The sequence below is a fragment of the Kitasatospora sp. NPDC053308 genome, from assembly GCF_055585785.1.
Map to the genome: position 1 here is coordinate 536049 of NZ_JBVJJY010000003.1, position 13964 is coordinate 550012.

Below are 13964 nucleotides of genomic sequence, written 5' to 3' on the forward strand. Positions count from 1 at the left end.
GTCGGCTGAGCCCGATCACCGACCGGCGATCGCGTGGACGAACTGGGTGGCGTCGATGGTGCCCAGGCCGCTGGCCAGGTCGTAGCCGGGGGTGGCGTTGTAGCCGGTGACGCCGTTCCAGCCGTTGTCGCCCTCCTTGACGTCCTTGATGCCGCTCCACTGGCTCGGGAGCAGGCTCAGGCCGTACATGCGCCAGTTGATCTGGCCGAGGCGGTAGCCGGCGAGCTGGTCGGCGAGTGCGACGACGCCGGAGAAGATCGGCGTGGCCTCGCTGGTGCCGCCGGTGAGGTGCCAGCCGACCGCGGTCGGGTCGTAGGACTCGTAGGTCCAGGCCCCGCCGTCGACGGCCGCGCTCATGCTGATGTCGGGCGTGCCGCGGTGGTTGCCGGTGACGTTGGCGACGCCGGTCTGGTACAGCGGGCGCTCGAAGACGCCGGAGACGCCGCCGCCGCCCGCGCCGTAGTTGTCGTGCCACACCTTGTCGTCCGCGGTGCGCTTGCCGGAGTCGTCCAGGGTGAGCTGGGTGCCGCCGACGGAGGTGACCAGCGGGTCCGAGGACGGCCAGGAGTTGACCTTGAACGGGTACAGGTCGGTGCCGTTCTCCTTGGCGTCGGTCGCGCCGTTGTCGCCGGAGGCGGCGAGCACGGTGACGTTGCGGTCGGCGGCGGCCTTGAAGGCGTAGCGCAGGTCGGTGATCGACTTGAAGTCGCCCTTGTCGAAGCCCGGGAAGGTGTTCTCGGTGGCGCCGAAGCTCTGCGAGATGACGTCGCCGCGGCCCTGCTTGATGAGGCTCTTCTCGGCGTCCATCATCTCGGGCAGACCGGTGGTGCCCTCGGTCTCCGCGACGCCGGTCTCGACCAGGATGATGTGCGCGTCGGGGGCGACGGCGTGGGCGTACTCGACGTCCAGGGTGGTCTCGCCGGCCCAGCCGGTGTGGTCGGGATTCTTCGGGTCGAAGACGGGGACGTTGCCCCACTTGACCACCTCGACCTGGGTGTCCGGGATGCCCCACTGCTTGTCGAAGACCTCCAGGTCGTGCTGGATGGTCGGGGAGCCGAAGGAGTCGACGATGACGATCGTGCGGCCCTTGCCGGTGACGCCCTGGTCGTACAGCGGGTTGAGGTTGTACGCCTCGCGGTACTGCAGCGGCGAGTAGCAGTGGATGCCGATCTGGCTGACGCACTGGGAGGTGGTCAGCGGGGCCGGCCGCGCCTGGATGTTGTGGTGCCCGAAGGAGGCGGGGCGGACGTGGACGCCCGCCAGGTCGTGCGACGGGGCGGCGGTCGCGGCGCCGACGGCCGGTACGGCGACGGTGCCCGCGGTCAGAGCGGTCGCTCCGACGGCGAGCAGAGCCAGGGCGCGGCGGAGGGAAGCGGGGCTGCCCATGGAACTCCTTGGGACGCAGGGCCCGACCAGGTCCGGTCGGGTCGGTTGGGCCATCCCATCGAGAGCCACATGATCATGCCATAGTCATTTGGTGGGGTCACCTGACTGGCACCATGGTCATGCTCGGCCACGAGAAAAGGTAAAGGCCGTCTCAGGTGAAGGTAACCGCGCACCTGAGACGGCCATATGATGACACGTCAGTCATATTCAATGAATATCAAGCGTATCCACTGCTCAAGCCTGGTTCAACCCCCGTGCCACCAGGTGAACCCGGACACCGGGTGACCCGGACCGCCAGGTGACCCGGACAGTCGGGTGAACCCGGGTCGCCGGGTGATTTACGGGCTAGCGCGCCCCGCCGTTGACGTAGAGGGTCTGCCCGCTGACGTAGGAGGCGTCCTCGCTCGCCAGGAAGGCCACCACCGACGCGACCTCCTCCGGCTGCCCGACCCGGCGCAGCGGCGTGCGGGCGGCGACCTCGGCCTGGTGCTCCTCGGCCGAGCTGCCGACCCGCTCGGCGGTTGCCGCGGTCATCGCGGTGGCGATGTAGCCGGGGGCGACGGCGTTGACGTTGACGTTGAACGGGCCGAGCTCGATCGCCAGGGTCGCGGTGAGGCCCTGGATGCCGGCCTTGGCGGCCGCGTAGTTGGCCTGGCCCCGGTTGCCGAGGGCGGAGCGGGAGCTGAGCGAGACGATCTTCCCGTACTTCTGCGCCACCATGTACTTCTGCGCGACGTGGCTGCAGTTGTACGCGCTGGTGAGGTTGACCGTCAGCACCGCGTCCCAGTCGGACTTGGGCATCTTGAAGAACAGGTTGTCGCGGGTGATCCCGGCGTTGTTGACGAGGATGTGCAGCCCGCCGAGGTCCGCCGCGATCTGTGCGAACACCGCCTCGACCGCGTCGTAGTCGGCCACGTCGCAGCCGTACCCGCGGGCGGTGCCGCCCTTGGCGGTGATCTCCGCGACCGTCCCGGCCGCCCGCTCGGCACTGAGGTCGACCACGGCGACCGCCGCGCCCTCCTCCGCCAGCAGACGGGCGGTGGCCGCGCCGATGCCCTGGGCCGCGCCGGTCACTACGGCGACCTTCCCTGCGAAACGTGTCACGTCAGCTCCTTCGAAGAGTGTGGGATGGCCGGTAACAGATGACAGGTGACAGATGATGAAATCTGTCATCTGTTATCCGTCGTCTGTTATCTGTCATCCGTCGTCTGTCATCTGTCCGTCGTCGTCAGCCGTGCTCGACCAGCACGGCCGTACCCTGTCCCACGCCCACGCACATCGTGGCCAGGCCGCGCCGGGCGCCGGTACGACGCATCCGGTGCAGCAGGGTGGTGAGGATGCGGGCGCCGGAGCCGCCCAGCGGGTGGCCGAGGGCGATGGCCCCACCGCTGGGGTTGACCAGTTCGTCGGCCCGCTCCGGGTCGAACCCGATCCCGTCGGCGGAGGCCAGGGCCTGGGCGGCGAAGGCCTCGTTGAGCTCGGCGGTGTCCAGGTCGGTGAGCGACCAGCCGGCCCGTCCGAGCACCTTGGCCGTGGCCGGCACCGGGCCGATGCCCATGACGTCCGGGTGCACCCCGGCCGAGGCGCCCGCCACGTACCGGCCGAGCGGCTCCAGCCCGAGGTCGCGCAGGGCCTCCTCGCTGACCAGGACGAGGCCGGCGGCGCCGTCGTTCATCGGCGAGGCGTTCCCGGCCGTGACGGTGCCCCCGGGCCGGAACACCGGCTTGAGCCCGGAGAGCTTCGCCAGGCTGGTGTCCTCGCGGATGCCCTCGTCCTGGCTCACCGTCACCCCGTCCGGCCGCTCGACCGGGATCAGCTCGGCGTCGAAGTGCCCGTCCTTGCGGGCGGCGGCGGCCCGCTGGTGGCTGCGCAGGGCGAAGGCGTCCTGGCGTTCCCGGGTGATGCCGTACCGGCTCGCCACCTCCTCGGCGGTCTCGCCCATGCTGAGCACCCCGTGCAGCTCGGCCATCCGGGGGTTGGTGAGCCGCCAGCCGAGCCGGGTGTCGAAGGTCTCCATCCGGTGCGGCAGCGCCTCGTCGGGACGGGGGAGGACGAACGGGGCGCGGGTCATCGACTCGCAGCCGCCGGCCAGGACCACGTCGGCCTCGCCGGCGCCGATGGCCCGTGCGGCGAGGGTGACGGCCTCCAGCCCGGAAGCGCAGAGCCGGTTGACGGTCGCCCCGGGGACGGTCTCCGGCAGGCCGGCCAGCAGGACGGCCATCCGGGCGGCGTTGCGGTTGTCCTCGCCGGCCTGGTTGGCGGCGCCCCAGTAGACGTCGTCGATCCGGGCCGGGTCGAGGGCCGGTACGTCGGCGAGCAGGGCGCGCAGCACCGTGGCCGAGAGGTCGTCCGGGCGGACGGTGGAGAGCGCACCGCGCAGCCGGCCGATGGGTGTGCGGCGGGCTGCGGCGAAGTAGACGGGACGCACGTCGTCAGGCTCCTTGTCGAGGGCGGAAGCGGCGGAAGCGGAGGAAGAGACGAAAGGGGCGGACGGGAAGGCGGACGGGACGCGAGGGACGGCCGGGGTGGATCAGAAGGCGTTGACGCCGGTGAGGGCACGTCCGATGAGCAGCTGGTGGATCTGGCTGGTGCCCTCGTAGAGGGTCATGACGCGCGCGTCGCGCAGGTACTTGCCGACCGGGTACTCGTCGATGAACCCGTACCCGCCGAACACCTGGAGCGCGTTGTTGGCCGCGCGGACGGCGGCCTCGCTCGCGTGGAGTTTGGCGACGGAGGACTCGGTGGCGAACGGCAGGCCGCGCTCGATGTGGTCGGCGACCTTCCAGGTGAGCAGCCGGGCCGCCTCGACGTCCACGGCGATGCCGGCCAGCAGTTCCTGGACGAGCTGGTGCGAGGCGATCGGTCGGCCGAACTGCTCCCGCTCGCCCGCGTAGCGGACGGCGGCCTCCAGGCAGGCCCGGGCGATGCCGACGCAGCCGGCCGCGACCGACATCCGGCCCTTGGCCAGCGCGGCCATCGCCACCGTGAAGCCCTTGCCGACCTCGCCGAGCCGGGCGCTGTCCGGCACCCGGACGTCCTCGAAGGAGAGTTCGGCGGTGGCCTGGCCGCGCAGGCCGAGCTTGCCGTGGACCTCGGTCCGGGTGAAGCCGGGCAGGTCGGTGGGGACCAGGAAGGCGGTGATGCCCCGGTGGCCCTGCTGCTCGGGCTCGCTGCCGCCGGTGCGGGCGAAGACCAGTGCGACGTCCGCCCAGGTGCCGTTGGTGATGAACATCTTGGCGCCGCTGATCAGCCAGTCCGAACCGTCCCGCACCGCGCGGGTGGTGAGGTTGGCGGCGTCGGACCCGGTGCCGGGCTCGGTGAGCGCGAAGCAGCCGAGCGACTCGCCGGAGGTGAGCCGGGGCAGCCAGTGCCGCTTCTGCTCCTCGGTGCCGAAGGCGTTGATCGACTTGCCGACCAGGCCGAGCGAGACCGAGACGATCCCGCGCACGGCCGAGTCGCCGCGCCCCAGCTCCTCCAGGACGAGGCAGTACGCGAGGTGGTCGCCGCCGCTGCCGCCGTACTCCTCGGGGATGGTCAGGCCGAGGAAGCCGACCTTCGCCAGTTTGCCGATGATCGCGCGGTCGACGGATTCGGCGCGGTCCCACTCGGCGGCGTACGGCACGATCTCGCGGTCGGTGAAGGAGGCGGCGAGGTCCCGTACGGCGGCCTGTTCCTCGGACAACTCCAGATTCACGGTGCGCACCTCGTTAAACTAGCGCTGCAAGTTTTATGAGGGGACTGTAGCTCTGACCTGCCGCGCTGGGAAGGGGCTCCTGTCAGAATCGGTCCCCACCCCACCCGAACCCACCCGACCGGAGGTAGCGACCCGATGGCCCGCCCGCGCACCCCGCTGCTCAGCCGCGACCGCATCGTCGCCGCTGCCCTGCGGCTGACCGACGACGAGGGGCTGGAGGCCCTCTCCACCCGTCGCCTCGCCGCCGAGCTCTCGGTCAGCGGGCCGTCGCTCTACAACCACTTCGCGACCAAGGACGAACTCCTGGACGCGGTGGTGGACAGCGTCATCGGCGAAGTCGACCTGTCGATGTTCAGCACTCCGAGCACCCCCTGGCCGACGGCGCTGCGGGACTGGGCCCGGTCCTACCGCGCCGCGCTGGCCGCCCACCCCAACATCGTCCCGGTCCTCGCCCAGGGCCCCGGTCGGCGGCCGAACGCGCTGCGCCTGGCCGACGCGGTCTTCGGCCACCTGGTCGACGCCGGGTGGCCGCGCGGCCAGGCGACCCGGATCGGCGCGCTGATGCGGTACTTCGTCACCGGCTCGGCGCTGGCCTCCTTCGCGGCCGGCTTCCCGGCGGACGCCGAGGTCTACGACGCGGCCGACTACCCGCACCTCGGCGAGGCGCACCGACTGGCCGGGCACCGGGGGACGGTGGACGAGGGCGCCTTTGAGACCGGCCTGGAGGCGCTGCTGGACGGACTCGTCCTGCGCTTCGAGCGCCTCGCCGCCCGCTCCTGAGCCGGCGCGTTCCTGGCCCGGCCCGCTGCTGAAAGCCGGGTCGCCCCCGAGCCCGGCGGGAGCACCGGCCCGGCCCGCGACCCAGCCTCCGACCCAGCGTCCGGTCCGGCCCGCGACCCAGCGTCCGGTCCGGCGTCCGACGCAGCGTCCGGTCCGGCGTCCGGCGGAGCACCCGCTCCGCAGTCCGGTCCGCAGTCCGGCCGCGGCCCTACCACGCCTCGCGCGCGACGAAGGCCGGCCGCAGCTCCGGGTCCACCGGGTCGTAGTACCGGTGGTAGACCGGCGTCAGCCCGCCCGAGACCGGGGGCACGATCCAGCTCCAGTCCGCCGGGGTCGGCCGGCCCAGCCGCTTCTCCTGGGCGACGTGCTTGAGGAAGCGCTCCGACTCGGTGTGGTGGTCGGCGATCGTCACCCCGGCCTCCTGGAAGGAGTGCAGCACCGCCACGTTGAGCTCGACCAGCGCGCGGTCGCGCCAGAGCGTGCGGTCGCTGGAGGTGTCCAGGCCCAGCCGCTCGGCGACGGTGCCGAGCATGTCGTAGCGGTCGGCGTCGGCGAGGTTGCGGGCGCCGATCTCGGTGCCCATGTACCAGCCGTTGAAGGGCGCGGCGGGGTAGCGGACGCCGCCGATCTCCAGCGTCAGGTCGCTGATCGCCGGGACCGCGTACCAGCGCAGGCCGAGCTCGGCGAACCAGTCGTGCTCGGGGTGGCTGAGCGGCACCTCCAGCGTGGTGTCGTCCGGCAGTTCGTACCACGCGGGGGGCTCGCCGGGCTGCTCCTGGATCAGCAGCGGCAGTGCCTCGAAGCGGTCCTCGGCGCACTTCCAGCCCAGCTCGCGGGCGCGGGCGGCGAGGGCGGCCCCGGCCGGGTCGCCGATCACCTCACCGTCGACCCGGTGGCCGGCGTAGCGGACCAGCTGCTGGTTGACGATGCGCGGGGCCGGGCGGTCCGGGCGGTCGGGGGCGAACACCGAGATCACCGGGCGGATCCGCCCGCCGTTGCCGGCCAGTCGCAGGTGCTCGAAGCACTCGGCGGCGATGTCGTCGGCCGAGGAGAGGTGGCGCAGGTCGCGGACCACCAGGCTGCGCCAGTACAGCCGGCCGATGCAGCGGGCGGCGTTGCGCCAGGCGAGCTTGGCGCCGTAGGTGAGCTCGGCGGGAGTGTGGTGGTAGGTGCCGGTGCGCTCGATCTCATCGAGGACGGCGCGCAGCCGCGGCGCGGGGCTCCCGGCGCCGGGCTGCTCGTGGTGGTACCGCCGGATGAAGTCGGCGGCCTGTTCCGGGTCGGTGAACGGCGGCGGCGCGGGCGGCAGTCGCCGCTCCTCGGGGGACGGTTCCGGCAGTCGCTCCTCGGGGGACGGCGCCGGGGGCCGCTCCTCGCGGGACGGCGCCGGCGGCCGGTCCGGGGCGGGTGCCGCCGCGGCCGGCGCGGGCACGGCCGTGGTCGGGGAGTCCGGGCGGCCGTGGTTCTGCGGGTGTGCGTGGGTGTGGGCGTACGGGCAGCCGCCGCTCGGGGCGGCGGGCGCGGGTCTGCGGGTGCGAAGCCGGTTGAAGATCAAGGACTCATCCCTCCTGCCGCCCAGGAGTACCGGAGGTGCCCGGCCCGCCGCAGGGAGTGAACGATTCGGCCCCCGTACCCGCGCTGATCGCGCTAGGGTGCGGGGGCCGAAGGTCCGACTGTCGGATCAGCCGATCACGGCTGCCTGTCAGCCCATGTCCTCCAGTCGGACGCCCTTGGTCTCCTTCAGGTACTTCGCGACGAACAGCGCGGACAGCGCCGCGAAGGCCGCGTAGATCAGGTACGTCGCGGACAGGTTCCAGCGCGACATCGACGGGAACGACACGGTGATCACCCAGTTGGCGATCCACTGCGCGGAGGCGGCGACGGAGAGCGCGGCGGCGCGGATCCGGTTGGGGAACATCTCGCCGAGCATCACCCAGACGACCACGCCCCAGGACATCGCGAAGAACAGCACGAAGGCGTTGGCGGCGATCAGCGCCACGGTGCCCTGGAGGTCCGGAAGGCTGAGGTTGTCGCCGCTGCCGGTGGCCGAGGAGAACGCCCAGCCGGCCGTGCCGAGCGCGACGGCCATGCCCACCGAGCCGATCAGCGCGAGCGGCTTGCGGCCGATCCGGTCGACCAGCACGATCGCGATCACGGTGCCGAGGATGTTGATGACCGAGCCGATGAAGCTGATCAGCAGCGAGTTGCTCTGGTCGATGCCGACCGACTGCCACAGGATCGACGAGTAGTAGAAGATCACGTTGATGCCGACCAGCTGCTGGAAGACCGACAGGCCGATGCCGACCCAGACGATCGGCAGCAGGCCGAAGCGGCCGCCGAGCAGGTCGCGGAAGCGCGGGCGGTGGTCGGAGGCGATCAGCGCCTGGATCTCGGCGATCCGGGCGTCGGTGTCCACGCCCTCGCCCTCGACCTCGGCGAGCACCGCGCGGGCGTCCGCCAGGCGCTCGGCCTGGATCAGGTAGCGCGGGGACTCCGGGATGACCGAGGCGAGCACGAAGTAGACCGCGGCCGGGACGACACAGATGCCGAGCATCCACTGCCAGGCCTCCAGGCCGAGCAGCGCGCCGCGGGTGTCGCCGCCGGCGGCGTTCGCCAGCACCCAGTTGACCAGCTGGGAAATCGCGATGCCGAGCACGATCGCGGCCTGCTGGAAGGAGGCGAGCCGGCCGCGGTACTTGGTCGGCGCGACCTCGGCGATGTAGGTCGGGGCGATCACCGAGGCGATGCCGATGGCCGCGCCGCCGAGGACGCGCCACAGGGCGAGGTCCCAGGCGGAGAAGGGCAGCATCGAGCCGACGGCGCTGACCGCGAACAGCAGCGCGCCCGCCTTCATGACCTTGATGCGGCCGTACCGGTCGGCGAACCGGCCGGCCAGCGCGGCACCGACCGCCGAGCCCAGCAGGGCCGAGGAGACGATCAGACCGGTCACGCCGTCGCCGACGCCGAACTTCTCCTGGATGCCCGAGACGGCGCCGTTGATCACGGAGCTGTCGTAGCCGAACAGGAAGCCGCCGAGGGCCGCGGCGGCGGTGATGAAGACGACGAAGCCGAGGCGGCCGGGCGCGGGGGCCTCGACTGCCCCGGAGGGCTTCTGGGTGACGCTCACGATCTGACTCCTGGTACTCAACATTGAGCTCGGTAGCCGCGATCGTAACCCCATTCGTTCAACTCCTGTACATCGGGATGGTCAATACGGACATGCAGAATTCGTAAGGTGAACAACCAAATTGGGCCGTCCCGGGCCCGCCCAGGCGTGGGCGCGCGCTCCGGAGTGCGCACCCGGGACGGGCCCGGATGGGTACGCACCCCGGATGCGCACCCCGGATGCGCGCCCCCGGATGGCGCCCCCCCCCGGAGCGGGCGCGCACTCCGGGGCGTGCCGCCGAGCCGGCGCCCGTCAGACCGGTGCGGAGAGCGAGAGCCCGAAGCGGCCCTCCGGATCCGTCCACCAGTGGGTGAGCCGCAGCCCGGCCGCCGCCAGCTCCTCGGCCACCCGCTCGCGGCGGAACTTGGCCGAGACCTCGGTGCGCAGCTCCTCGCCGCGGGCGAAGTGCACAGGCAGGTCCAGCGCCGGGATCTTCACGGTCTGCGAGCGCAGCGAGCGCAGCCGCATCTCGATCCACTCCTGCTCGGCGTCCCAGAGCGCGACGTGCTCGAAGGCGTCCGGGTCGAAGTCGGCGCCCAGTTCGCGGTTGAGCACGTTGAGCACGTTCCGGTTGAACTCGGCGGTGACCCCGGCGGAGTCGTCGTACGCGGCGACCAGCACCTCCGGGTCCTTCACCAGGTCGGTGCCGAGCAGCAGGAAGTCGCCCGGGTCGAGGGCGGCACGCAGCCCGCGCAGGAAGGCCGCGCGCTCCTTGGGCAGCAGGTTGCCGAGGGTGCCGCCGAGGAAGGCGACCAGGCGCGGGCCGCCCGCCGGGGGCAGTCCGAGCCGGTCGGTGAAGTCGGCCAGCACGCCGTGCACCGCCAGCCCGGGGTACTCGGCGGCGAGCGCGGTGCCGGCCGCGGTCAGGGCGCTCTCGCTGACGTCCACCGGGACGTAGGTCTCCAGGGTGTCGAGCGCGCGCAGCGCGTCGAGCAGCAGCCGGGTCTTCTCGGAGGAGCCGGAGCCCAGCTCGACGAGGGTGCGGGCCCGGGTGGCGGCGGCGATCTCGCCGGCCCGGGCGGTCAGGATGGCCCGCTCGGCGCGGGTCGGGTAGTACTCGGGCAGCCGGGTGATCTCCTCGAACAGCTCGCTGCCCCGCGCGTCGTAGAACCACTTCGGCGGCAGCCACTTGGGTTCGGCGGTCAGGCCGTGCTGCACGTCCTGGCGAAGCGTGGTGCTGAAGTGGTCGGCGGGCAGCAGTCGGGTGAGATCGAAGGTGTCCATGACAGGGTGGTTCCTCTGTTCAGAAGATGAAGGGAGAGCTGGTCAGGGGTGGCTGGGGAGCGGGTGGACGCCGACGTCCCGGCCGTCGGCCAGCAGCAGCGAGCCGTCCGGGACGGGCGTCCAGCCCGGGTCGTCGTCGTACGGCTCGGAGGCCACCACCGTCCCGAGGCCCGGCAGGGTGCGGTGGTGCAGGGTGTCGCCCCAGGTGGTCGCGGCGATCGTGACGCCGTCGGTGAGCAGCAGGTTGAGCCGTCCGGTGGTGTGCGCGGCGACGTCCGCGACGGTGCCCGCCAGGGCCTCGCCGAGCCCGGCGCCCGACCGCAGCCGGTGCAGGGTGAGCGCCCACAGCAGGGCCGAGTCGGTGCGCGCCTCCAGGTCCAGCAGCTCGGCGGGCGGGAGCAGCGCGGCCAGCGCGTCCAGCTTGCCCGGCCAGCCGGCCACCGCGCCGTTGTGGCTGAACAGCCAGCGCTCGGCGGCGAACGGGGCGGCCGCGCCCGCGCCCGCCGCGCAGCCCTCGGTGGCCGAGCGCACGGCCGCCAGCAGGGCCCGGGTGCGGACCACCCGGGCGAGGTCCGCGAAGGTCTCGTCCGCCCAGATCGGCCCGGTCCCGCGGTGGCGGGCCGGCACTTCGTCGCCGTCCGCGTACCAGCCGAGGCCGAAACCGTCCACGTTGACGGTGCCGTACTGCTGGGTCCGGGGTGCCCAGGACTGCCGGTACAGCCCGTACGGCGGGCGCACCAGCAACTCCCCGGGTGCCAGCGGTTCGCCCAGGTAGGCCAGGTGGCGGCACATCAGGCGTCCGCCAGGTCGCGGGCGGTGCGGAACCCGGCGAAGATCTGCCGCCGCACGGGGTAGTCCCAGTTGCGGAAGGTGCCGCGGCAGGCCACCGGCGCCACCGCGAAGCAGCCGCCGCGCAGCACCTTGTACTCCGGACCGAAGAAGACCTCCGAGTACTCCTTGTAGGGCCAGGCCCGGAAGCCGGGGTACGAACGGAAGTCGCTGGCCGTCCACTCCCACACGTCGCCGATCAACTGCCGGACTCCGTACGGGGACTCGCCCTGCGGGTAGCTGCCCGCCGGGGCCGGGCGCAGATGGCGCTGGCCGAGGTTGGCGTGCTCGGGGCCGGGGGCGCCGTCCCCCCAGGGGTAGCGGCGGGAGCGGCCGGTGGCCGGGTCGTGCCGGGCCGCCTTCTCCCACTCCGCCTCGGTCGGCAGCCGGCGCCCGGCCCACCGGGCGTACGCGTCCGCCTCGTACCAGCTGACGTGCAGCACCGGCTCGTCCCCGGGGACGGGCTCGACGGTGCCGAAGCGGCGGCGCAGCCACTCGCCGTCCTGGTGCTGCCAGAACAGCGGGGCGCTCAGGCCGGCCCGCTGCCGGTGCTCCCAGCCCTCCGGGGACCACCAGCGCGGGTCGTCGTAGCCGCCGTCCGCGATGAAGCGCTGGTAGGCGGCGTTGGTGACCGGCGTGGTGTCCAGCAGGAAGGCGGGCAGGTCGACGGTGTGCGCCGGGCGTTCGTTGTCCAGCGCCCAGAGCTCGGTGTCCGTGCCCATGGTGAACGGGCCCGCGGGGACGAGGACTTCGGCGGGCAGGGCGGCCGCGTCGGCGGGTGCGGGCGGCGGCGGGGGAGCGGCCAGCGCCGGCTCGCCCTTGCGCAGTTGGTGGGTGATCAGCATCGTCTCGTCGTGCTGCTGTTCGTGCTGCGCGATCATCCCGAACGCGAACCCGGCCTCCAGCAGCGGCGCGCCCTCCAGCGGACTGGCGGCGAGCAGGTCCAGCACCCGGCCGCGCACCTCGTGCGCGTAGGCGCGGGCCTCGGCGGGCGGCAGCAGCGGCAGGCTCGGGCGCTCGGCCCTGGGGTGCTGGAAGGCGTCGTACAGCCCGTCGATCTCCGGGTGCATCGGGTCGTGGCCGCCGACGTTGCGCAGCAGCCAGAGCTCCTCCTGGTTGCCGATGTGCGCGAGGTCCCAGACCAAGGGGGACATCAGGGGGGAGTGCTGGGCGGTGAGGTCGGCGTCCTCGACGCAGTCGGTCAGCGCGGCGGTCCGGACGCGGGCGGCCAGCAGTTCGACGGCGATGGCCTCGCGGAGGTCCTCGATGCCGCGGGCCGCCTCGATGCCGTGGGCCGTCCGGGTGCCGCGGGCCACCTCGTCGTCGCCGCGGTCGGCCCGGTGGCCGCGGGCCGCCGCCGCGCCGCCGCCGGCTGCGTCGAGGCCGCCCGCTGATGCGGGGCCGCGACCCGGTCCGGCCTCCGGGGCGGGGGCTGCGGTCGGGCCGTTCGGTCGGACGTCGGTCATGGTGCGGCCTCCTCCGGAGGAGTGCGTAGGGTGCCGGAACGCAGGGCGTCCAGCTGGTCGTCGGCCGGGCAGCGGCCGCGCGCGGGGTAGCGCTCGGCGTACTGGGCGACGGCGGTGCGCAGCCACCCCGCGCCGGGCAGGCGGCCCAACGCGGCGTCGGCGGCGGCGAAGCAGGTGAGGGCGGCGCGGCGCAGGTCGGGATCGGCGACCGCCAGGGTGGCGGCGCGGCGCCAGGCCTCGCTGCGCGGCGGTCGCGGACCGTCCGTGCCCGGGGAGCGGTCGAGGGCGTCCAGCGGCTCCAGCGCGGCCAGGGCGAGGTCGGCGGCCACCGGGTCGTCCAGCAGTGCGGTGACCAGCGCGGCGACCACCATCCAGCCGTCCCCGGGCTGGGCGTCGATCATCCGCAGCTCCAGGTGCCCGCGAGGGCGCACCGGGGGGAACAGGGTGGTGCGGTGGTAGTCCAAGTCGGCGAGCGTGGGCGGGCGTTCGCCGCCGCCGCGGATCCAGTCACGGAAGGTCAGCCCGGGCGGGGCGGTCCACGGCAGGCCCTCCGGCCGCTGGACGCACAGCACTTCGGCGTCCAGTACGTACCGGGCCCAGGCCTCGCGCGGATCGCCGTGGTCCGGTTCCGGGGCCAGCGTGCGGGTCGGGTCCATCCGGGACCAGACGGTCTGCCGGGTCGACCGGTGGCCGGTCGGCCGGCCGTCCAGGAGCGGGGAGTTGGCGAAGGCGGCGACCAGCACCGGGCCCAGCCGGTGGACCAGCCGCCAGCGGCGCTCCACCGCGTGCGGGCCCTGCGCCTCGCCGGCGTCCAGGCACACCTGCACCGACGCGGTGCCGGTCATCATGATCCGGCCCCAGGGCCCGGCGGAGTCGAAGAACCGCTCCATCGCGAGGTAGCGGGGGTGGTCCAGCACCATCCGCCGGGGGCGGGCCAGCGGGTCCGTCCCGGTGCCGGTGAGTCGCAGGCCCTGTGCCGCGAACGCGGCCCGCAGGGCGGTCAGATCGCGTCGGGTGTCATCGACGCAGGCCAGGAGGCCGGTGGCGGGCGGGGAGCTGAGCTCGACCTGTCCGCCGGGTTCGAGCGTGAGGCGCGAACCGGAGGGGAGCGAGGTGCCGTCGGCGCCGCCGAGGGGCAGCGACTCCAGTGCGGCGTGGAGCAGTTCCGGCCGTACGGGCCGGGTGGGACATCGATCGTCATGGACGAACCACTCGACCTCGACCCCCACCAGCCGGGGCGGTCCGATCTTGAAGCAGACGCCCGACACATGGCTGCGCGCCCCCGATTCGGTCAGCGGGGTCACCCCCGGCAGGGGCGGTGGTGCGCTCTGCCGGTCGGGCGGAGTGGTGCGGGATGTCGGCATCGCCGGACTCACCATCCTCGGGATCACGATTGCGGCCCGGTCTACCTTGCCCAGTC

The 13964-nt window shown here is 73.1% G+C and carries 11 protein-coding genes; 1 reads left to right on the top strand and 10 read right to left on the bottom strand.

The genetic code is table 11. The features are described 5' to 3' along the window. Nucleotides 1-15: 15 nt before the first annotated feature. The 4 genes from ACZ6Y7_RS10310 to ACZ6Y7_RS10325 form a co-directional block, all read right to left on the bottom strand. Nucleotides 16-1386 carry a S53 family peptidase gene (locus ACZ6Y7_RS10310; protein WP_465757422.1) on the bottom strand — a complete coding sequence of 457 codons (1371 nt, stop codon included), beginning with the start codon at nucleotides 1384-1386 and terminating at the stop codon, nucleotides 16-18. 345 nt (nucleotides 1387-1731) lie between these two features. After that, entirely contained in the window at nucleotides 1732-2490 is a 759-nt protein-coding gene (fabG, locus tag ACZ6Y7_RS10315) for a 3-oxoacyl-ACP reductase FabG (RefSeq protein WP_465757423.1), read from the bottom strand. A gap of 124 nt (nucleotides 2491-2614) precedes the next feature. After that, nucleotides 2615-3814 carry a thiolase family protein gene (locus ACZ6Y7_RS10320; protein ID WP_465757424.1) on the bottom strand — a complete coding sequence of 400 codons (1200 nt, stop codon included), beginning with the start codon at nucleotides 3812-3814 and terminating at the stop codon, nucleotides 2615-2617. A gap of 102 nt (nucleotides 3815-3916) precedes the next feature. Next, nucleotides 3917-5080: an acyl-CoA dehydrogenase family protein gene (locus tag ACZ6Y7_RS10325; RefSeq protein ID WP_465757512.1), complete on the bottom strand. Its 1164-nt coding sequence runs from the start codon at nucleotides 5078-5080 to the stop codon at nucleotides 3917-3919. Between the two features lie 135 nt (nucleotides 5081-5215). Between ACZ6Y7_RS10325 and ACZ6Y7_RS10330 the strand changes: the two genes are divergently transcribed. Beyond that, nucleotides 5216-5860 (top strand): TetR/AcrR family transcriptional regulator, encoded by a 645-nt coding sequence (locus tag ACZ6Y7_RS10330; protein WP_465757425.1) that lies wholly within the window; start codon nucleotides 5216-5218, stop codon nucleotides 5858-5860. A gap of 208 nt (nucleotides 5861-6068) precedes the next feature. On the opposite strand, the gene ACZ6Y7_RS10335 is transcribed toward ACZ6Y7_RS10330, so the two are convergent. From ACZ6Y7_RS10335 to egtA, 6 genes are all read right to left on the bottom strand, one after another. After that, the gene (locus tag ACZ6Y7_RS10335) at nucleotides 6069-7169 is read right to left on the bottom strand and encodes a nitric oxide synthase oxygenase (RefSeq protein ID WP_465757513.1); all 1101 of its coding nucleotides are present in this window, start codon (nucleotides 7167-7169) and stop codon (nucleotides 6069-6071) included. Between the two features lie 393 nt (nucleotides 7170-7562). Further along, nucleotides 7563-9011, bottom strand: a complete 1449-nt coding sequence (locus ACZ6Y7_RS10340) for a sugar porter family MFS transporter (protein WP_465757426.1) — start codon at nucleotides 9009-9011, stop codon at nucleotides 7563-7565. Between the two features lie 267 nt (nucleotides 9012-9278). Then, nucleotides 9279-10250, bottom strand: a complete 972-nt coding sequence (gene egtD, locus ACZ6Y7_RS10345) for an L-histidine N(alpha)-methyltransferase (RefSeq protein ID WP_465757427.1) — start codon at nucleotides 10248-10250, stop codon at nucleotides 9279-9281. A gap of 42 nt (nucleotides 10251-10292) precedes the next feature. Next, on the bottom strand, nucleotides 10293-11042 hold the full coding sequence (gene egtC / locus ACZ6Y7_RS10350) for an ergothioneine biosynthesis protein EgtC (protein ID WP_465757428.1): 750 nt from the start codon (nucleotides 11040-11042) through the stop codon (nucleotides 10293-10295). Beyond that, the gene (egtB, locus tag ACZ6Y7_RS10355) at nucleotides 11042-12544 is read right to left on the bottom strand and encodes an ergothioneine biosynthesis protein EgtB (protein ID WP_465757429.1); all 1503 of its coding nucleotides are present in this window, start codon (nucleotides 12542-12544) and stop codon (nucleotides 11042-11044) included. Before egtB ends, egtC begins: the two co-directional genes overlap by 1 nt. Next, nucleotides 12541-13908: an ergothioneine biosynthesis glutamate--cysteine ligase EgtA gene (gene egtA, locus ACZ6Y7_RS10360; protein ID WP_465757430.1), complete on the bottom strand. Its 1368-nt coding sequence runs from the start codon at nucleotides 13906-13908 to the stop codon at nucleotides 12541-12543. The genes egtB and egtA overlap by 4 nt, the downstream gene beginning before the upstream one ends. Nucleotides 13909-13964: the final 56 nt, after the last annotated feature.